The following is a 19,206-nucleotide window of genomic DNA, read 5'->3' as shown; positions in this document are numbered from 1 at the left end:
GTTCAAATCTGGCCCCCGCAACCAACAGAAATAGAAAAACCCCGTCTCACCACGAGACGGGGTTTTTGCGTTTCTACGCGCTCACAGCCAGAAGCCCGGCAGGTCGCCGTGGAGCTCGAAGGTCGACGCCACCGCGCGGCGTGACCACGATGCGCTCGATCATCGAGCGGATGGCCTCGATCGCTTCATCGCGAAGCTCCGGATCCTCCAGCAAGCTCTCCAGCTCAACGATCCGGGGCCGGTACGCTTCCGCGAGATGGATCATCAGGGCTTCGGAGGCTCTGAGGCTTCTCGGCGTTTGCGCGCGGGGCTTCCGGAGATTCGTTGGTTCGCAGCGCCAGCATCTACGGCGGCTACCGTCTCAACGAGTTGGACCGTAAGCATCCGCAGCTGCCGGGAGCGAATTTGCGCGAACGCTCCGTCCAATCGAGAACTCTCCGGGGAAGAAGCCGGTTCAGAGCCGTACTCCGACACTGCTCCATCAGCGAAGCCTCTTTCCGACGAGGGCTCCAGCAAGCCCTCGAAAAAGAAGCGTGGGTCGACTTTCAGCCGCCGCGAGAGAATAAAAAGCGCATCGGCGGTCAATCTATTCTTCCCGGATTCGTAGTTCTCAACTTGCTGATGCGAAACGCCGAGCAGCTCGCCAATATACTTCAGGGTGAGCCTGTGTTTGCCGCGCAGCAGCCGAAGCCGACCTCCGATATGCCGGTTCACGCCATCCCTATCCGGTTCCATGAGAACCTTCCGCTGCAATCGGAGGAAGAATGCGGCAGACTATGCTGCAACCGTGCGAAGCGTCCAATGGGTTGCGCGGGGGCTCTCCTGACATCTGCCTGTCGCCCATGGGAGTAGCGTCGATCAATGCCGAAAGCGGGTGGCGCCGGACCCGTCATCCGCGCCAGTATCGGTGTCGGAAGAACGGAGCACCCCATGGCCCGCGAAGCAGGCAAGATCCATATCGGCATTGGCGGCTGGGTGTTCGAGCCCTGGCGCGGGGCGTTTTATCCGGATGGGCTGCCGCAGAAGCGCGAGCTGGAATATGCCGCGAGCAAGCTGACCTCGATCGAGATCAACGGCACTTATTATGGCTCGCAGAAGCCGGAGAGCTTCGCCAGATGGCGTGAGGAGACGCCGGACGATTTCGTCTTCGCGCTGAAGGGCTCGCGTTTCTGCACGAACCGGCGCGTGCTGGCGGAAGCGGGGCCGTCGGTCGAGAAATTCCTGACCAGCGGGCTGACCGAGCTCAAGCACAAGCTCGGGCCGATCAACTGGCAGTTCATGCCAACGAAGCAGTTCGATCCCGCCGATTTCGAAGCGTTCCTCAAGCTGCTGCCGAAGGAGCTCGATGGGATCACATTGCGCCACGCCGTCGAGGTCCGGCATGACAGCTTCCGCTCGCCTGATTTTGTCGCGCTGCTGCGTGAGTATGGGGTGGCGGCCATAACCTCGGCCGATGCGGATTACACGCAGATCGCCGACGTCACGGCGGCCTTCGTCTATGCACGGATCATGGGAACCAAGGAGGCCGAGCCGAAGGGCTATTCCGAGGCGGGGCTGGAGCGCTGGACCAAGGCTGCGCAGGTCTGGGCCAAGGGCGGCGTCCCGGAGGGGCTGGATACGGTCGGGCCGGCGGCCAAGGCCGAACGGCGCGACGTCTTCCTCTATGTCATCAGCGGCGACAAGGTGCGCAATCCCGCCGCCGCCATGGAGCTGATCGCGCGGACGAAGGCCTGAGCCTTATTCCGCTGCAGCCACCTCCTGCGCCGCTTCCTGGCAGGTATCGACCCATTCGGCCCGCGCCAGCTCGGCCATGCGCTCAGGCGCGATGCGCAGCGCGCTATGGGTCGAGCCGGCGGCAGGTACGACGATGTCGAAGGCTTTCAGCGAGACATCGCAATAGACCTTGAGCGGCGTCGCGAGCCCAAAGGGGCAAACGCCGCCGACGGGGTGGCCGGTGAGGGCCTCGACCTCTTCCTGGCCGAGCATGCGCGGCTTGCCGCCGAGCGCCGCCTTGGCCTTCCGGTTGTCGAGCCTGGCATCGCCGCGGGTCACGACCAGGACGACCTCGTCCCCAATGCGCAGCGACAAGGTCTTGGCGATCTGGCCGGGCTCGACGCCATGGGCAGCCGCAGCGAGCGGCACGGTCGCGCTGCTCTCAGGCGTCACGATGACGGCGATGTCGGGAGCGTGCTCGGCGAAGAAGGCGCGGACGGATTCGAGGCTCATCGGGCGATTCGGGAGGTCAGCCAGAGGATCAGCAGGCTGGCGACCGCCGGCACGCCGAAGACGACGAGGAAGATCGGCGCTTCCTCCATCACGGTATAGCCTGCCCGGGTGACGCCGATCCAGAGATTGATCAGGGCGCTAGCGAACCAGAGCGGCAGGAAGAGCTTCACCGCGAAGGGGATCGGACGTCCGGCGGAGACGGCGAGGCGCGGCGCCAGGACGAGCAGGATGCCGAGCAGGGCGAAGCCAATACCGATGACCTTGATGGTGTGCATGGTTCAGGCCTCCTTTGGCCGCAGCGAGATCGCTTCCCAGGCCGCGACCAGGATCAGGATCGCGGTTGCCACCAGGCTGAAGCCCAGGGGCGGCAGCACCGTCCAGGCCGGCGTGAGCATGGCGAGCAGGCCGAGGCCGACGAGATGGGAGAGGGGATACCAGCCGGCGGTGACCCGTTTGAACAGGAGATTGCCGAGCAGATAGAAGGCCGGGCCGGCGAGGACGGCGATCGCCGTCTTCGCGTCGGTATGGCCGCCGGGATGAGCGATCACCAGCTCGTCGCCGACCGCGACGAGGATGATGCCGGCGACCAGCAAGACATGCAGATAGGTATAGGCGATCCGGGCGATCCGGCCGGGATCGTCGGATCGGGCGATATGGTGGCTCGCCCGCTCGGCGCCGATATGGAAATAGATCCACCACATCGCGATCGAGCTGAGGAAGGAGTTCAGGAAGGCTGTCAGGTTGGCGGCCGTGACCGGCAGTTTCGCGGCGGTGGCGCCGGTGATCAGGATCGACTCGCCGAGCGCGATGATGATGAAGAGCGCGCAGCGCTCGGAGAGATGGCCGCCCTCGACATTCCAGTCGGTGGTCTCGGAGCGGCCGAGACGGAATACGCGAAAGCCGAGAGCCGGGCCGGCATATTCGATGCCGAGCGCGACGAGCCAGAGGCCGAACCGCAGATTGCCCTCGCTCAACCCGCCAGCGATCCAGAACAGCGCCGAGATCGACAGCCAGATGCTGATGCGCTGGAAGTTGCGATAATTGGCGGGGGAGGAATCTTTCAGGCTCGCCATCGTGAAAAGCGAGCGGATGAGCTGGGCCGCGACATAGGCGCCGGCGAAGATGAGCCCTCCGGGGCCGAAGGCTTGCGGCAGCGAGCAGGACATCGCCAGGCCGAGCAGCATCAGGACGAAGAGCAGGATCCGGACGGGCGGACGCTCGGGATCGAGCCAGTTCGTCACCCAGCTCGTATAGATCCAGATCCACCAGACGGCGGCGAGCAGGAAGGCGGCCTGCGCCACGCCAAGCGGACTGAAATGCTCGAGCAGCGTGTGCGAGATCTGGGTGATCGCGAAGACGAAGACCAGATCGAAGAACAGCTCCACATAGCTGACCCGCGCATGCTGGTGTTCGACGCGCTCCCTGAGCAGCGCGCCGGGTTTTCGAGCTTTGGCCATGCAGACCCCTGTCCCCTGCCGCGCGGCTTCCCGCGCAGCCCGTCAGCGAGGGTGTCCCGCGGTCCGTGCCGCCGTCAATGGCGGAAGTGGCGGTGGCCGGTGAAGACCATGGCGAGGCCGGCCTCGTCGGCGGCCTTGATCACCTCGTCGTCGCGCATCGAGCCGCCCGGCTGGATCACCGCGGTTGCGCCGGCCTCGGCTGCCGCGAGCAGGCCGTCGGCGAAGGGGAAGAAGGCGTCCGACGCTACGACCGAGCCCTTGGCGAGGCTCTCCGCGACGCCGGCCGCCTTCGCGGCCTCGGCGGCCTTCCAGGCGGCAATGCGCGAGGAATCGACGCGGCTCATCTGGCCGGCGCCGATGCCGACGGTCGCAAGGTCCTTGGCGTAGACGATGGCGTTCGACTTGACGTGCTTGGCGACGCGGAAGGCGAAGCGCAGGTCGGCGAGCTCGCGCTCGCTCGGCTGGCGCTTGGTCACGACCTTGAGCTCCATGTCGTCGACGACGGCGTTGTCGCGCGACTGGGCAAGGAAGCCGCCGGAGACGGTGCGCAAGGACAGGCCCGGCGCACGGACATCCGGCAGGCCGCCGGTGAGCAGCAGGCGCAGGTTCTTCTTGGCGGCGATCATCGCGATCGCCTCCTCGTCGGCGTCGGGGGCGATGATGACCTCGGTGAAGACCTCGACGATCTTCTTCGCGGCAGCCGCATCGAGCTTGCGGTTCAGGGCGACGATGCCGCCGAAGGCCGAGACGGGGTCGCAGGCCAGCGCGCGCTCATAGGCTTCGAGCAGCGAGCCGCCGGCCGCGACGCCGCAGGGATTGGCATGCTTGACGATGACACAGGCGGCCGAAGCTTCAGGGGCGAACTCGGCGACGCATTCGAAGGCGGCGTCGGTGTCGTTGATGTTGTTGTAGGAGAGCTGCTTGCCCTGGACCTGACGGGCGGTCGAGACGCCCGGGCGGTTTTCGGGAGTGCGATAGAACGCAGCCCACTGATGCGGGTTCTCGCCGTAGCGCATCGTCTCGGCCAAGGCGCCGCCAAGGGCGCGGAAGGCCGGGGCGGTATCGCCCAGCTCGCCTGCGAACCAGTTCGAGATCGCCGCGTCATAGGCCGCCGTGCGGGCATAGGCCTTCTGGGCGAGCTTGCGGCGCAGTGTCAGCGTGGTCGCGCCCTTCTGGGCTTCGAGATCGGCGAGGACGGAAGGATAGTCGGCCGGCTCGACGACAACGGCGACGTCGTGATGGTTCTTCGCAGCGGCGCGGATCATCGCGGGGCCGCCGATATCGATGTTCTCGATGCAGTCGTCATAGGCCTTGCCGGCCGCGACAGTCGCCTCGAACGGGTAGAGGTTCACGACGAGCAGGTCGATCGGCTGGATGCCGTGGCCGAGCATCGAGGCTTGGTGCTCGGGATGCGAGCGGATGGCGAGCAGGCCGCCATGGACCTTCGGATGCAGGGTCTTGACCCGGCCATCCATCATCTCGGGGAAGCCGGTGAGGTCGGAGACGTCCGAGACCGGCAGGCCGGCCTCGGCGATCGCCTTGGCGGTGCCGCCGGTCGAGACCAGCGCGATGCCGAGCTTGTGGAGGGCGCGCGCGAAATCGATCAGCCCCGTCTTGTCGGAAACGGAAAGGAGCGCGCGTTCGACGCGGCGAAGCTCATTCGGCATCGGGATCAGGTCCGGCTTTGATTGCAGGAAGGCAGTTTCGGCAGACGCGCGCGGGCTATCATGCTGCGCTGCAAAAGGCAAAAGCCGCCGTCGCAGAACCGTCACGCGCCAGGTGCGGGTTCCCTGGCCTCGCGCTCGGCGATTGCGGCGGCGACCGTCTTGCCGGCGCGGGGATTGGCGGCGCTGATCCGGCTGAGGCGCCAGGTGACGCGCGGGTTCGCGACGGCATCGAAGGCGATGACGAGTTGCTCGGTACGCCGGCGCCCATCGGATGAAGCCAGGAAAAGGCTCTCTTCGATGGCGATGGTCAGTCCGCCGGCCTCGAAGCTCCAGACCTCGCCGGAAGCGAGCGCGAGCAGCGCGCCGCTGCCGTCGCGGACGAGGCTGGCGCGGACATTGGGGTGGAGGTGGAAGCGCAGGGCGGCGGCGAGTTCCGTACGCGTGCCGGCCAAGGCGATCTCATCCTCGCCGACAAGGGATGCGCCATCCCGCGCCAACAAGAGGCGGCGGGTATGGGTGGCACTGAGGCTGCGGCGATAGCCGTCATGGCTCGCGACCCATTCGGCACCATCTGCGCCATCCTGACGGGCGACACGGACATCGCGGGGGCCGGAGACGACGCGCATCTCGCCGAGCACCATCCCGAAATTCGCGCTGGAGCGATCGTCGAGGACGAGCGTCGAATGGGCGGCGGTGCTGCGCGCGGCGAGCTTCAGCTCGGGCGGGCCGAAGCGGCTGGCGCCGCAATTGACGATGATGCGCTGGGCACCGCTGGAGAATTCGAAGGCAAGGCAACCGGCATGGGTCTCGACCGAGTAGGCACCGCGGGGCGGGGCGCCGGCATCCGCGACGACGATGCTGCGCTCGGCCGAAAGGCGGCTGTAGCCGGAATAGGCGGCGTGCTCGGTCGGGCGGCCGCGCGCGTCGTCATAGGCGGCGAGCGTCGCCATCAGGTCCGGCGGGGTCGTGCCCATGCCGTTGAACAGGGCGAGCGCGCCGTCGCCATGCCGGAACAGGCGTAAGTGCGGCATCATCCGCTCGATCGCGGTCAGAACGCCGCGCGGCGGCTCGAGGCCGCGTGCGGCGAAGGTCTCGCGGAGCGGCAGGAGATCGAGCAGGAATTCGATCAGCAGGCGCGGATTGCGCGAGAGATGGCCGCCATCGGGCAGGATCTGTTCGTCGAGCTCCTCGGTGAGCAGGGTCTCGATCCGGCGGCGGCGGCCGTCCTGCCCGTCGAGGCAGATCGCGGCGAAGGCGATGGCGATCAGGCCGTTCAGACGATCGGCGCCTTCGACGGCGCCGGCCAGGGCCAGGCTCAGCCTGTCGGTGAGCTGGGAGATATGGCGCAGATAGCGCTCGTAGAAGACGTGGTCGGCGCCCTCCAGCAGCAAGGGCGAATGCGACAGGAAGGCGATCAGCCGGCGCGCGGTCACGGCCGGGCGGCGCGCGATGTCGTGGCGATCCCGGCGCCGGGTGATGAAATCCTCGACGAGGCTGCGGGCATTGGCGCGGGCGATGGCGGTGTCGGCAGCGCGCATATGGCGCAGCCAGCCGAAGCCGTAGAGCGCCTCGGCCCAAGCCTCGCTCGGCGGCGTGGCATCGAAGGGCGACTCGCCATGGCTGCGCAGCATCCGCCCGGCAAAGGCATAGTAGCCTGCGTAGAAATCGCTGGCCGTGGTCGGGTCGGCGGTGCGCAGGTCGTGCGGGGCGAAGAGCAGGCGCGTCGCGCTGTTGCGGCCGAAGGGCCAGAGGCGCCGGCTCGCTCCGACGAACTGGCCACGGGTCCGCCGCGCCGCTCGTCCGATCGCGGCCTGGGCCAACCCCCGTCGCTCAGCCCACCCGCTCAAATCCCCCGTCGACTCCGTGCCCGGGCGCGGCGGCGTGCCGCGCGAATCCCGGCTCCGTCATAGCCTGATCAGGCGGGTTGCGTAAAATCCTGCCCATCCCGAAAGACGCGGGGTTTCGCCCTGCAACTGGTGCGGCAAGGTGCGGATATCGCCGTTCCCGTCGATTGCCTCAGCCAAACCGCCGATTTCCTCGGGGCCAACGGGTTCGCGACGAAACTGGGGATTGCGCGCGAGAAAGGCAGCCGCCTGCTCCTCGCCTTCCTGCGGCTCGAGCGAGCAGGTGCAGTAGACGAGGCGCCCGCCCGGTTTCGTCAGCGCGGCGGCGGCATCGAACAGGCGCGCCTGCAGGGCGGCGAGGCGGTCGCGATCCTCGGGCAGCTTGGTCCAGGCGACGTCGGGATGGCGACGGATCGTGCCGGTCGCGCTGCAGGGCGCATCGAGCAGCACGGCATCGAAGGCTTCCGCCTTCCAGGTCACGGCATCGGCGGTGACGACCTCGGCGGAGAGGCCGAGCCGGGCGAGATTGGCCTTGAGACGGCGCAGGCGCGGGCCGGAGCGATCGAGCGCCGTGACATTGGCGCCGGCGGCAGCGATCTGGGCGGTCTTGCCGCCCGGCGCGGCGCAGAGGTCGGCGATGCGTTCGCCGGGCTGCGGAGCCAGGAGCTTCACCGGAAGGGTCGCGGCGGCGTCCTGCACCCACCATTCGCCCTCGTCGAAGCCGGGCAGGCCGGCAATGGCCTGGCGCTCGCGCAGGCGCACCGAGCCGATCGGCAGGGCGATGCCGTCGAGCTTCTCGGCCCAGCCGGCAGCGTCAGCCTTGACGGAGAGGTCGAGCGGCGGCTCCTCGCGATGGCTCTGCGCGATCGCAGCGGCGGTGTCCTCGCCATAGGCGGTGCACCAGCTTTCCACCAGCCAGTCAGGCGTGTCGCCGAAGACCTCGGCCTGGGCCTCCGCGAGGACCGCGTCGCGCTCGCGGGCAAGGCGGCGCAGCACGGCGTTGCCGAGCGCGGCATAGCGGGCCGAGCGCGGGTCCTCATGCAGGTGGCGGATGGCGATATCGACCGCCGCATGGTCGGGCACGTCGAGGAAGAGGATCTGGGCGGCGGCGGCCGTCAGAATCGGCTCGAACGGACCGGATTTGCGCGGGCTGCCACGGTCGAGGCGTGCGTCGATCGCCTGCTGGATCGTGCCGAGGCGACGGAAAGCCGTCACCGTGATGGCGCGGGCGAGGCTCGCATCGGCGGCGTCGAGCCCGGATTCCGGCAGCATGCGCTCCAGCGTCTCGTCGAGCGCGACGCGGGCGCGCAGGACTTCGTCGATGACGGCGGCGGCGAGCCGGCGGGCCGGCAGGCCCGGGGCATCGTCGAGCTTGAGCGTCGTTTCCGGCTGGGCCGGGTGGCGAGAGGAGGGTTGAGCAGCCATCTCAGCCCCACGGACCGGGCTGGCGCGGGGCGCTGCCCCACGGATTGTTGTCGGCCTGGGCGGTGAAGCCGGTGCCCGCGCTGCTGCGGCCGATGCCGAGCGCGCGCGCCTGCTCCATCAGGGCGGCGATGCGATTGCCGGTGTCGGGATGTGTCGAGAACAGATTATCCATGCCGCCGCCGGTCAAGGGATTGATGATGAACATGTGCGCCGTAGCAGGCTTGGCCTCTGCTGTCTCGCTGGGGATGTGCTGAACGCCTGCCGCGATCTTGGCGAGCGCGTCGGCGAGCCAGACCGGATTGCCGCAAATCTGACCGCCGAGCTTGTCGGCCTCGTATTCGCGCGAGCGCGAGATCGCCATCTGGATCAGCGCGGCCGCCATGGGCGCGAGGATCGAGAGCAGGATCTGAACGATGAAGTTCGGGCGGTTGTCGCGCGAGCCGAAGAACATGCCGAAGGTGACGAGCGAGGAGATCGCGCCGGCGAAGGTCGCGGTGATCGTCATGGTCAGCGTGTCGTGATTCTTGATATGCGCGAGCTCGTGCGCCATCACGCCGGCCAATTCCTCATAAGTCAGCGTGCGCAAGATGCCGGTCGTCGCCGCGACGGCCGCGTTCTGCGGGTTGCGGCCGGTGGCGAAGGCGTTGGGCTGGTCCTCCTGGATCAGGTAGACGCGCGGCATCGGCATGTTTGCGCGGGCGGCGAGATCGCGCACCATCCCGTAGAGCTCAGGCGCCGTGCGCTCGTCGACCTCCTGGGCGTTATGGGCGGCGAGCGCCATCCGGTCGGAATTCCAGTAGCTGAAGAGATTGGTCACGGCCGCAAAGCCGAGCGCCATCAGCATGCCGCCCCCGCCGCCGAGCAGATAGCCGACCGCGCCGAAGAGCGCCGTCAGGCCCGCCATCAACATGCCGGTGCGAACGTAATTCATCGAAACCCCTTCTCAAGCGCGTGGTGGCGCAGGCCCTCGCATCCGCGAGCGTCGTGCCCTATGTGGTGAGCGCAAACCCGATCCTGCAAGAGAATCCTGCAAGGAAACGCGCTGAAATGCCCGAGAAGACCGATCAGGACAGGCCGTCTGACACTTCGGAAACGAAGGCGCTGCCCCCTGCCGCGCAGCGCGCATTGGCAGAGGCGGCCGCGCGCCGCGCCGCGATCGACGCGCATGCCAAGGAGGTCGCCAAGCAGCGCGAGGTCAACGGGCGCGGCGGGCTGGAGCCGGTGCGCTACGACGACTGGGAAGTGAAGGGCATCGCCAGCGACTTCTGACGCCGGCCCCCAAATATTGCCAATCAGCGGCCGAGCGTCCACACAGCAGCCGGATAGCAGCGGATTGGCCTCATGGACAGCAACGACAAGCGCCTCGCGGCCCTGCGCCGCCTTCTCGCCGAGGCGCATGAGAAGCTCGGCCTGAAGCTCGGCTTCCGGCTCTGGGACGGCAGCATGGTTCCCACCGCCTGGCCGCAGGACGGGCTCGCCATCGCCATTGCCGATGCCGGCGTCATGGCGGCGCTGATCCGCAAGCCGAAGCTCGACACGCTGCTCAACCTGCATGTCGCCGACCGCATCGCGATCGCGAACGGCTCGATTTTCGATCTCGCCGCGGCGCGGCCGGATGGCAAGGTCGGCAAGCTCGCGCGCAACATCCCGAAAAGCGCCGTGTTCGACGTCATCAGGCGCTTCCTGTTCGCGCCCGGCACGGCCGAGGCCGCGGTCAACCATCGCAAGGGCGACGAGATTGCACGCGACGGCGCGCCGGCCACCAACAAGGCCAATATCGCCTATCATTACGACGTCTCGAACGATTTCTACCGGCTCTTCCTCGACGAGGAGATGGTCTACACCTGCGCCTATTTCACCGAGGATCACGGCGATCTCGAACGCGCCCAGCGCGACAAGCTCGACATGATCTGCCGGAAGCTGCGCCTGCAGCCGGGGGACCGCTTCCTCGATATCGGCTGCGGCTGGGGCGCACTGGTCTGTCACGCCGCCCGCTATTACGGCGTCGAGGCCCATGGCGTGACGCTGGCCGAGGAGCAGCTCGCCCTGGCGCGCGAGAAGGTCGAGAGGCTCGGGCTTCAGGACAAGGTCACGCTCCATCTCAAGGATTTCACGCAGATGGAGGGGGAGTTCGACAAGGTCTCCTCGATCGGCATGTTCGAGCATGTCGGCATCCGCAACCATCCCTCCTATTTCCAGGCGGTGAACCGGCTGCTCAGGCCACGCGGGCTCTATCTGCATCACTGCATCTCCCGCCGCGCCAAGAAAACCGAGAAGGCCTTCAACAAGATGCCCGCGGAATATCGGGCGCTGGTGCGCTACATCTTCCCGGGCGGCGAGCTCGATCATCTGGGCATGTCGATCGCCAATCTCGAGCGCCACGGCTTCGAGGTCCATGACGTCGAAGGCTGGCGCGAGCACTACCAGCGCACGACGCGGCTCTGGTGGGAGCGGCTGGAGGCCAACAAGGCCAGGGCCGAGGCCGAGATCGGCCCGGAGCGGACGCGGATGTGGTCGCTCTATCTCGCGGGCTGCTCGCTCGCCTTCGAGCGCGGCGGGGCGCTGGTCAACCAGACGCTGGTCTCGAAGCGGCGCAAGGGTCCGTCCGGCCTGCCGCTGACGCGCGCAGACTTCTATCAGGCCTGAACGGGATTTCGGCCGGCAACAAGCCGGCCTCCCGTGTTGTCCAATGTGGGAAGGTCGCCCGGCGATCTGCCGGGCCGAGGCTTACTTCTTGACGAAGAGGTCGAGCTTTCCGTGATGCTCGGCCAGCAGGTAGTAGAAGGTCAGGCGGGACTTGGTCTTGTCGGCCTTCATATGCTCGCAGATCGCCTTGACGGACCCATCGAGGTCACCGGATTTCAGGCCGAGCTTCTTCTTCAGAAAGTTCTCGCGGACGCGATCGAGTTCCGCCGGATCGGAGCAGGCGACGTAGCGGGTGTCGGGTTTGCTCATCACAAGCGCGTAGGATTTCGACATGCCGGCAAAGGCCGCTTCGTTGAGCGGCTTCTTGGCGAACTTCTTCACGTCGGCAAGATGATCCATCTGGTAGCCCCTTCCTGACCCGCACGAGCGTACGGGTGGTTACGTGTCGCGGGCCGGAGGTTAACGCGGTTCTGCGCAGGGGGCGAGGGGGCAACGGGCCTGATTTCCAGATTTTGGAACCGCTTGTGCTCGCCTTTGGTCGAAGGCGGGGAATGCATGGCACGGATGGCCGGGGCAACGTCAGCATGGGTTGAGCCGGCGCCGATGCGGTGCTGCGATGCAGCATCTCCCGGAGCACCCTGATGAAGCCGACGATCCTGATGATTCCGCGTCTCGCCGACGATGCGATTGCGAGCCTGAAGCAAAGCTACACGGTGATCGGGCCGGTCGATGGCGGCGATGCTGCGAGCATCCCGGCCGAGGCGCGTGAAGCCCGCGCGCTGGTGACCTATGGCGGGCTCCGGACCGACGCCGAACTGATGGCCGCCTTGCCGCAGCTTGAACTGATCGCCTGCTATGGCACCGGTATCGAGGGGGTCGATGCGGCCGCAGCCAAGGCGCGCGACATCAAGCTTTGCAATGCCGCCGATGCCAATGCGCGCAGCGTCGCGGAGTTCGCGGTGGGACTGATGCTCTGCGCCATGCGCGGGATCGGGCGCGGCGATCGGTTCGTCCGCGAAGGCCTCTGGAACCGCCGGGGCATCGAGCCGGTGTCCAATACGCCGGACCTGGCCGGCCGCAAGCTCGGTATCTACGGGCTCGGTGCCATCGGCAGCCGCATCGCGAGCCGCGCAGCCGCCTTCGAGATGGAGGTCGGCTATCACAGCCGCACACCCAAGCCGGAGTTGGCTTACAGCTTCCACAACAGCCTGCTCGGGCTTGCCGAATGGGCGGATGTGCTCATGGTCGCCGTCCGGGCCAGCGCGGAGACGCGCAATGCCGTCGATGATGCCGTCCTGAACGCGCTGGGGCCGGAGGGCTATGTCGTGAATATCTCGCGCGGCCTCGTCATCGACGAGGAGGCGCTCTGCGACGCTCTCGAACAGAAGCGGATCGCCGGTGCGGCGCTCGACGTCTTCGCGGCCGAGCCGCATGTGCCGGAGCGCTTGCGCCAGCTCGACAATGTCGTGCTCACGCCTCATATCGCCGCGAGTTCGCAGGATGCCAAGAAAGCCCAGCTGCGCACGCTGCTCGGCAATCTCGAAGCGTTCTTCGCCGGCCGGCCGATGCCTTCGGCCGTATCGCTTTAACGAATCAGGGCAGGACGACGACCGGCGTGCCCATCCGGACGCGGGCGTAGAGGTCGATCACGTCCTGGTTGTGCATGCGGAAGCAGCCATAGGACGCGGCGGTGCCGATCGTGTTCGGCATGTTGGTGCCGTGGATGGCGTATTGCCCGGTCGGCCCGAGCCCGATGACGCGTGCGCCCATCGGGTTGCGGGGCGAGCCGCCCGGAATGACGTCGGGCAGGCGGGGGTTGTCGCGCCGGACCTCGGCCGGCGGGCTCCAGGCCGGGTCGACCTGCAGTTCCTCGACATATTTGACGCCGCGCCACTGCTTGCCGGCCTTGCCGACGGCCACGGTGTAGCGGATCGCCTCACCGGGCGCGGTGACGTAATAGAGCTTCCGCTCGCCGGTGCGGATCACGATGGTGCCGGGGTCGAAGCGCCCGTCGCGCATCCCGACGACCTCGCGCGCCTGCACGGTTGGCGCGGCCGCGCTGGCTGCCAACAAGGCGATGGTGGCAAGGGCGACATGTCTGAGCATGGTCGGAACTCCCGCTGGAAACTGGCGGGAGTTGTGGCGCCGCAGCCGTGAAGCGCGGGTTGAGCGATATGGTGAAGCGGCGATTCAGGATGAATCGCCGGTGAATCAGTGCTTTACGCTGCCGGTCTGGCGCGGTGTTGCTGCGGCAGCAGGAAGGGTAGTCCAGGCGCCGGCGCGCGGCTCAGCGTCAGGTCGACCTTGAAGACCTGGCGCAGCAGGGCGTCGTCCAGCGTCTTCGCCGGCGGGCCCTGCGCGATGATCTGGCCCTGATCCATCACGACGAGATGGTCGGCATAGGTCACGGCTAGGTTGAGATCGTGCAGCACGATCAGAACGGCGACGCCGCGCGCGGCGATGCTGCGGGACATGTCGAGCAGCGCCAGCTGATGGCAGAGGTCGAGGCTGGCGATCGGCTCGTCCAAGAAGAGCACCTGCCGCTCGGCGATGCTGCGGCCGGCCTCGAGCTGGCAGAGCACGCGGGCGAACTGGACGCGCTGCTGCTCGCCGCCGGAGAGCGTCTGGTAGCGCCGGCCGGCGAGATCGATCACCCCGGCTGCGGCCAGGCTTTCGGCGACGATGGTTTCGCGCCGCTGGCGCGTCAGCGCCCGGCCGATGCCGTCGACGCCGAGGCTCGCGACCTCGTAGACGCTGAAGGGGAAGGCGAGGCGGGCGTGCTGGGCCATGACCGCGCGCAGGCAGGCGAGACGCCAGGCCGGCACCGTCGGGAGCGCCTCGCCGGTGATACGGATCTCGCCGCCGGCCGGCTTGATCTCGCCGGTGAGGAGCTTGAGCAGGGTCGATTTGCCGGCGCCGTTGGGGCCGATCAGGATCGTCGTCGTGCCGCCGGCAAGTTCAAGGCTGGCATCGGCGACGAGCTTGCGCCCGCCCGCGAGGAAGCTGACGCCATGGCCGGAGAGGATCGGATTCGCTTCAGACATCGATCAGGCTCGTGCGGCGCAAGAGCAGCCAGAGGAAGAAGGGCGCACCGATCGTGGCGGTGACGATGCCGATCGGCAGCTCGGCCGGGACGACGATCAGCCGGGCGACGATATCGGCGCCGACCAGCAGCATCGCGCCGCCCAGAGCCGAGAGCGGCAGCAGCAGGCGGTGATCCGGGCCGACCGAGAGCCGGATCAGGTGGGGCACGACGATGCCGACGAAACCGACCATGCCGGCCGAGGCGACGCTGGCGCCGACGGCGAGCGCGACCAGCAGGATCGCCAGCGCCTTGATGCGCTGGACGGGGATGCCGAGATGATAGGCCTCGGCCTCTCCGAGCATCAGACCGTTCAGGCCGCGCGCCAGCAAAGGCATCAGCAGGAGCAGCGGCAGGATGATCGGCGCGACCACGGAGAGCTTCGTCCAGCTCGCGCCGCCGAGGCTGCCCAGGGACCAGAAGGTCAGGTCGCGCAACTGCCGGTCGTCCGAGATGAAGGAGAGCAGGCCGGTGAGGGCGCCTGCCATGGCGCCAAGCGCGACACCGGCAAGGAGCATCGTCGCGACCGAGGTCCGGCCGCCGCGTGTCGAGATCAGATAGAGCGCGAGCGTGGTGATCAGACCGCCGCAGAAGGCGCCGAAAGGAAGGGCGGCGAAGGGCAGTTTCATCATGGTGCCCGCAAGGAAGCGGTCGCCGAGGACGATGGTGGCTGCCGCCGCGAGGCCGGCGCCGCTGGACACGCCGACAAGGCCGGGATCGGCGAGCGGATTACGGAACAGGCCCTGCATCAGCGCGCCGGACACGGCGAGGCCGGCGCCGACGAGCAGGCCGAGAAGCACGCGCGGCAGGCGGATATTCAGGACCACGAGCACGTCGCGCCCTTCGAGCAGGCTCGTGTCGCCCGTCAGGCGTGCCATCAGGATTTCGGCGACGCGGCCTGGGGCGATCGGGATCGCCCCCTGGCCGATGGCGACGATGGTCAGGAGCAGGCAGGCCAGGGTGAGCCCGGCGACGGCGAGCAGGCCGGTACGGCGCCGGCCCGCGATCAGCGTCGTCAGGGATGTCGTGGCCACGGTCGGGGACGGTGCCGCGAGGGTCACGGGGCGGCGGCGGTCTTGAGTGGCGGGATGGCGGCTTCCGGATAGATCGCGGCCATCAGGTCGCGCGCCGCCATCGGTGTGCGCGGGCCGAAGCCGAGCAGGTAGAGCCCGTCCATATGGACCAGCCGCTTGCCGGCCGCGGCCGGAATCTGGGAGAAGGCGGGCATCGCGAAGAGTTCGTCCGGCGTGGTGTTATGGGCGCTGCTGTTGCGCATCATCAGCACCATGTCGGGCGCCGCGGCGGCGATGGCCTCGTCGGTCATCGGCTTGTAGCCCTCGATGGCGTCGGCGACATTGATGCCGCCAGCCAGCGCGATGATGCCGTCGGCCGAGCTGTTGCGGCCGCCGACCATGGCGCGGCCGTTCTGCAGGGAGAGCAGGAAGAGGATGCGCTTCTTTTTCGCGATGCCGGCGCGCAGCGTCGCGAGCTCGTCGAAGCGGGCCTTGGTCTGGGCCGCCAGCCGCTCGGCCGGGACGCCCGCGCCGATCGCCGCGCCGATCGCGGCGATCTTCGCGGTGACGCCCTCCGGGGTCAGCCCGTCATTGATGCGGGCGATCTTCACGCCGGATTCGGTGAGCAGCGAGACGGCATCCGGCGGGCCGGCGCCGTCGATCAACATGATCAGCGTGGGCTTCAGCGAGAGGACGCCTTCGGCCGAGAGCGCGCGGACATAGCCGACATTGGCCTTCTGCTTCAGGGCTTCCGGCGGAAACTGGCTGGTCGAGTCGACGCCGACGACGCGATCCTGCAGGCCGAGCGCGTAGATCACCTCGGTGATGACGCCGCCGGCGACGACGATGCGATCCGGCGTCTGGGCCAGCGCGGCCATCGGGAGGGCGGGGGAGAGACCGAGGCCAAGCGCGCTCAAGGCGAGAGCCGAGGTGAACGTGCGGCGGTTCGGCTGCCGGAGGCCGCGATGCGCTTCGGTGATGCGCGAGCCAGACATATCGCAACTCCATTCAGACGCAGACGGGCGCTTTCACGCTGCGAGTGCTCAAGCAAGAAGGCTGCAGTCAGTTTAAAATGATTCCATTCAAAGTAGATCCTTGTTTTTAATTATTCAAAACAAAGATCTCTTTGCGGTATTATTGACGCTGATATTAGCCTTTACTACAAGGGGTCAAGGGCAACGCAGCGCGTCGCCGGGCTCCTCGGCTGCGATCCCGCCGGGCGGCCGGTTGTCGATCCTGCGCATGTTCCGGCCGAGCCCTCTTCCTGAAGAGACGTTTGACCGGGATTGCGATTGTCCGTCCGCTCCGGCGGTGTCGTTCGTTTCCGCCGTTATCCGGCGCGTCAGATGCAGGGTTTTTCGATGTTCATCGCCATGAATCGCTTCAAGGTCGTCAAGGGCGAGGAAGCCGCCTTCGAGACGGTCTGGTCCTCGCGCAAGAGCCGGCTCGACGAGATGCCGGGCTTCCTCTCCTTCCACCTGCTGAAGGGGCCGGAAAAGGAGGATCATACCCTCTACTCCTCGCATACGAGCTGGGCCTCGAAGGAGGATTTCACGGCCTGGACCAAATCCGAGCAGTTCCGCGAGTCGCATCGCAGTGCCGGCCAGCCGCGCCCGAAGCCGATCTATCTCGGCCATCCCGAGTTCGAGGGCTTCGAGACCGTGCTCAGCGAGACCAATCCGCATCTGCCCCGTCAAGCCGCCGAGTGAGGCCTTAAGCCGATGACGACCGCCGACACCCTCGCGCAGGCTCCGATCGAGCATGCGCGCTCCCTGCTTGCCGCCAAGCCGGACGGCCTGATCGAAGCGATCGCGCGCGAGGCGAAGGTCTCGACGCGCGCCGTGCTCGAGCTTCTCCCCGAGGCGCAGCGCCAGCACGTGGCACCCGAGCGCTTCGAGGACATCTGGAAGGAGCTCGCGACCTGGGGCACCGTGCTCTTCCTGATGCACACGCCCGACATCGTGCTGGAATGCGAGGGATCGCTGCCGGTCGGCAGCTTCGGCCATGGCTATTACAACATCCATGGCGACAGCCCGATCGGCGGGCATATCAAGGCGGAGAACTGCCGGGCGATCTATCTGGTCGATCGCTCGACGGCGCAGGGCCGGCGCGCCTGCTCGGTGCAGTTCTTCAACGGCTCCGGCGAGGTGATGTTCAAGGTCTTCGTGCGGCGCGATGCCGCGCGCGAATTGCTGGCCGATCAGCTGGCGCGGTTCGAGGCGCTCAAGACGACCTTCGCCTGAGCCCCAAAAAAAACGAGATGGTGCGGCTCATGCATCGCGTGGCGCAAGCCGCGCGATGCGGGTATTGAACACGGGCCATGAGCGGGATTCACCATTCGTTAACCATACGGGCGCAGCCTTCGCGGCTGAAGGCCTGTCAGCCATGAACGCGCCTCGCGACCCGGACCTCCAGGGCGGCAAGGCGGAAATGGCTCACGACAGGCTGCCCGACGGTTCCGCAATGGGAGTCGACATGGCCGCGCACGTCACCATGGAGCGGGCCCACCTGCCGCATGGACGCCCGGCACTCACCCTGGCGGCCGGCCGCAGGTTCGTGGCGAGGCGGGTTCCGGCCCTGCGCTCGAATCTGGGCTCCGCGATCCTGCTCGGCTTGCGCTTCGTCCAGGCGAGGCTGATCTCGGTCTGGGGCCTGATCATCGCAGCCGCCCTCTGCCCACCCTTCGTCTTCGCCGCCTTCGCGGTCTTTTCCTCGGCTGCGAACTTCGTCTCGATCGCCTCGCTGCTGCGCCTGGAGGCGGTGTTCTTCCAGAACAGCGACCGCGCCCGGCTCGGCCTCGCCTTCCGGCTCGCGGCTGCGGTCGGGGTGGCCTTCATGGCCGTCGCCGCCCTCGTCCTGATCGGACTTGCCGTGACCGGCTGGGTCGCGCCGGCGGTCGCCTTCTTCTTCCTGGTGTCGCTTGCCGCGCGCTCGCTGCTGCGCCTGCTCTGGTCCGAGGCCACGGCGGAGGGCGATTTCCGCGCCATCGGCAACAGCAATGTCGTCCAGGCGATGGTCCAGCCTGCGATCATGCTCGCCCTGATCGCGATCTTCGGGCCGAAGGCGCTGACCTTGTTCATGGCCGATGCGCTCGGGCACGTCCTGGCGGCGGCCTATCTGCTGCGGCGCAGGCAGGCATCCGTGATCGCGCTGGTCCAGCCGGCGCTGTGGTCGTGGCGCAGCCTCGCGGAAGCGGCGATCCGCTGGCGCGATGCGCCGCGCGCCCTGCTCCCCGCGGCCCTGCTCGCCTATGGTTTCGCTGTCGCTCCCCTCCTTGCCCTGCCTTATGCCAGCAACACCGTGCTCGCGGCGCAGATCGCCCTGTCGATGCGGCTGCTGGACATGCCGGCGCAGATGTTCGGGACGGTGTCGATCCCGCTGGTGCTGAACCGTATGCGCGCCCAAGCCGGACCGCGCCGACGCTTCTGGGCACGGGTCCTGACGCTCGGCCTGATCGGCGGCGCGGTCGTGCTGTTCAGCGCCATCGCCGTCGTGGCACTGGTGGCCGATAACTGGCTGGTCGGGACGCAGTGGCACGACCTGGGCGAGGTCGTCGCACTGCTGGCGGCGTTCTATATCGGCATCGCCGTGCTTGCGCCGCTGCAGGAAGTGGCGACGCTGTCGCGTCAGCCCTTCTGGCAGGTCGGGATCAATGCCGTCGCGCTTTTCGCGATGGTCGCGGCCATGCTGTGGTTCGCTGCGTTGTCGCCGGAGCTGCTGCTGACGATCGGCGCCATATCGATCCTGCGAACGCTGACGCATGCCGTCTTCATCTGGCTGCATCTCGACGATCCCGTCGAGGCGTCGGCCGACGGTCTCGCCGCTCCGGGCGCCGCTCGATAAAGT

The 19,206-nt window shown here is 67.6% G+C and carries 21 protein-coding genes; 7 read left to right on the top strand and 14 right to left on the bottom strand.

Annotation, left to right across the window (positions count from 1 at the left end):
• Positions 1–73 precede the first annotated feature (73 nt).
• On the bottom strand, positions 74–265 hold the full coding sequence (locus AC3WMA_RS14655) for a hypothetical protein (RefSeq protein ID WP_492286068.1): 192 nt from the start codon (positions 263–265) through the stop codon (positions 74–76).
• A complete protein-coding gene (locus AC3WMA_RS14650; RefSeq protein WP_492286067.1) occupies positions 265–714 on the bottom strand; it encodes a helix-turn-helix domain-containing protein in 450 nt (149 codons plus the stop codon). Before AC3WMA_RS14650 ends, AC3WMA_RS14655 begins: the two co-directional genes overlap by 1 nt.
• Before the next feature lie 216 nt (positions 715–930).
• On the opposite strand from AC3WMA_RS14650, the gene AC3WMA_RS14645 reads away from it, so the two are divergent.
• Complete coding sequence (locus AC3WMA_RS14645; RefSeq protein WP_492286066.1) at positions 931–1,734, top strand: DUF72 domain-containing protein; 804 nt, start codon at positions 931–933, stop codon at positions 1,732–1,734.
• 3 nt (positions 1,735–1,737) lie between these two features.
• On the opposite strand, the gene AC3WMA_RS14640 is transcribed toward AC3WMA_RS14645, so the two are convergent.
• The 7 genes from AC3WMA_RS14640 to htpX all read right to left on the bottom strand — a co-directional run bounded on the left by AC3WMA_RS14640 (position 1,738) and on the right by htpX (position 9,550).
• Complete coding sequence (locus AC3WMA_RS14640) at positions 1,738–2,226, bottom strand: YbaK/EbsC family protein (RefSeq protein WP_492286065.1); 489 nt, start codon at positions 2,224–2,226, stop codon at positions 1,738–1,740.
• Positions 2,223–2,501 carry a hypothetical protein gene (locus tag AC3WMA_RS14635; RefSeq protein WP_492286064.1) on the bottom strand — a complete coding sequence of 93 codons (279 nt, stop codon included), beginning with the start codon at positions 2,499–2,501 and terminating at the stop codon, positions 2,223–2,225. The genes AC3WMA_RS14640 and AC3WMA_RS14635 overlap by 4 nt, the downstream gene beginning before the upstream one ends.
• A gap of 3 nt (positions 2,502–2,504) precedes the next feature.
• On the bottom strand, positions 2,505–3,683 hold the full coding sequence (locus AC3WMA_RS14630) for a low temperature requirement protein A (RefSeq protein ID WP_492286063.1): 1,179 nt from the start codon (positions 3,681–3,683) through the stop codon (positions 2,505–2,507).
• Positions 3,684–3,757: 74 nt separating this feature from the next.
• A complete protein-coding gene (purH, locus tag AC3WMA_RS14625) occupies positions 3,758–5,350 on the bottom strand; it encodes a bifunctional phosphoribosylaminoimidazolecarboxamide formyltransferase/IMP cyclohydrolase (protein ID WP_492286062.1) in 1,593 nt (530 codons plus the stop codon).
• Positions 5,351–5,451: 101 nt separating this feature from the next.
• Entirely contained in the window at positions 5,452–7,170 is a 1,719-nt protein-coding gene (locus AC3WMA_RS14620) for a heparinase II/III family protein (RefSeq protein WP_492286061.1), read from the bottom strand.
• Positions 7,171–7,254: 84 nt separating this feature from the next.
• Positions 7,255–8,619 (bottom strand): RsmB/NOP family class I SAM-dependent RNA methyltransferase, encoded by a 1,365-nt coding sequence (locus tag AC3WMA_RS14615; RefSeq protein ID WP_492286060.1) that lies wholly within the window; start codon positions 8,617–8,619, stop codon positions 7,255–7,257.
• Position 8,620: 1 nt separating this feature from the next.
• The gene (gene htpX, locus AC3WMA_RS14610; RefSeq protein ID WP_492286059.1) at positions 8,621–9,550 is read right to left on the bottom strand and encodes a zinc metalloprotease HtpX; all 930 of its coding nucleotides are present in this window, start codon (positions 9,548–9,550) and stop codon (positions 8,621–8,623) included.
• 116 nt (positions 9,551–9,666) lie between these two features.
• Here htpX and AC3WMA_RS14605 point away from each other — a divergent pair, with 116 nt between their 5' ends.
• Both AC3WMA_RS14605 and AC3WMA_RS14600 read left to right on the top strand, forming a co-directional pair.
• Positions 9,667–9,888 carry a DUF1674 domain-containing protein gene (locus AC3WMA_RS14605; RefSeq protein ID WP_492286114.1) on the top strand — a complete coding sequence of 74 codons (222 nt, stop codon included), beginning with the start codon at positions 9,667–9,669 and terminating at the stop codon, positions 9,886–9,888.
• A gap of 72 nt (positions 9,889–9,960) precedes the next feature.
• Positions 9,961–11,265 (top strand): class I SAM-dependent methyltransferase, encoded by a 1,305-nt coding sequence (locus tag AC3WMA_RS14600; RefSeq protein ID WP_492286058.1) that lies wholly within the window; start codon positions 9,961–9,963, stop codon positions 11,263–11,265.
• 81 nt (positions 11,266–11,346) lie between these two features.
• Here the strand turns inward: AC3WMA_RS14600 and AC3WMA_RS14595 are convergent, their stop codons facing one another.
• On the bottom strand, positions 11,347–11,664 hold the full coding sequence (locus tag AC3WMA_RS14595) for a DUF2853 family protein (protein WP_047574507.1): 318 nt from the start codon (positions 11,662–11,664) through the stop codon (positions 11,347–11,349).
• A gap of 242 nt (positions 11,665–11,906) precedes the next feature.
• Here AC3WMA_RS14595 and AC3WMA_RS14590 point away from each other — a divergent pair, with 242 nt between their 5' ends.
• Positions 11,907–12,854 carry a 2-hydroxyacid dehydrogenase gene (locus AC3WMA_RS14590; protein WP_492286057.1) on the top strand — a complete coding sequence of 316 codons (948 nt, stop codon included), beginning with the start codon at positions 11,907–11,909 and terminating at the stop codon, positions 12,852–12,854.
• A 4-nt stretch (positions 12,855–12,858) separates the two neighbouring features.
• On the opposite strand, the gene AC3WMA_RS14585 is transcribed toward AC3WMA_RS14590, so the two are convergent.
• The 4 genes from AC3WMA_RS14585 to AC3WMA_RS14570 form a co-directional block, all read right to left on the bottom strand.
• Positions 12,859–13,371, bottom strand: a complete 513-nt coding sequence (locus tag AC3WMA_RS14585) for a L,D-transpeptidase (protein ID WP_492286056.1) — start codon at positions 13,369–13,371, stop codon at positions 12,859–12,861.
• Between the two features lie 113 nt (positions 13,372–13,484).
• Positions 13,485–14,309, bottom strand: a complete 825-nt coding sequence (locus AC3WMA_RS14580) for a heme ABC transporter ATP-binding protein (protein WP_492286055.1) — start codon at positions 14,307–14,309, stop codon at positions 13,485–13,487.
• The gene (locus AC3WMA_RS14575; RefSeq protein WP_492286054.1) at positions 14,302–15,381 is read right to left on the bottom strand and encodes a FecCD family ABC transporter permease; all 1,080 of its coding nucleotides are present in this window, start codon (positions 15,379–15,381) and stop codon (positions 14,302–14,304) included. Before AC3WMA_RS14575 ends, AC3WMA_RS14580 begins: the two co-directional genes overlap by 8 nt.
• 23 nt (positions 15,382–15,404) lie before the next feature.
• Entirely contained in the window at positions 15,405–16,355 is a 951-nt protein-coding gene (locus AC3WMA_RS14570) for a heme/hemin ABC transporter substrate-binding protein (protein WP_492286053.1), read from the bottom strand.
• Positions 16,356–16,721: 366 nt separating this feature from the next.
• On the opposite strand from AC3WMA_RS14570, the gene hmuQ reads away from it, so the two are divergent.
• From hmuQ to AC3WMA_RS14555, 3 genes are all read left to right on the top strand, one after another.
• The gene (gene hmuQ, locus AC3WMA_RS14565; protein WP_492286113.1) at positions 16,722–17,069 is read left to right on the top strand and encodes a heme-degrading protein HmuQ; all 348 of its coding nucleotides are present in this window, start codon (positions 16,722–16,724) and stop codon (positions 17,067–17,069) included.
• A 12-nt stretch (positions 17,070–17,081) separates the two neighbouring features.
• On the top strand, positions 17,082–17,603 hold the full coding sequence (hutX, locus tag AC3WMA_RS14560; RefSeq protein WP_492286052.1) for a heme utilization cystosolic carrier protein HutX: 522 nt from the start codon (positions 17,082–17,084) through the stop codon (positions 17,601–17,603).
• Between the two features lie 232 nt (positions 17,604–17,835).
• On the top strand, positions 17,836–19,203 hold the full coding sequence (locus tag AC3WMA_RS14555; RefSeq protein ID WP_492286051.1) for a hypothetical protein: 1,368 nt from the start codon (positions 17,836–17,838) through the stop codon (positions 19,201–19,203).
• Positions 19,204–19,206: the final 3 nt, after the last annotated feature.

This window comes from Allobosea sp. FW305-C-101, from assembly GCF_058783685.1.
The sequence above is the reverse complement of the archived record's forward strand: the minus strand, read 5'-3'. Positions and strand labels throughout refer to the sequence as shown.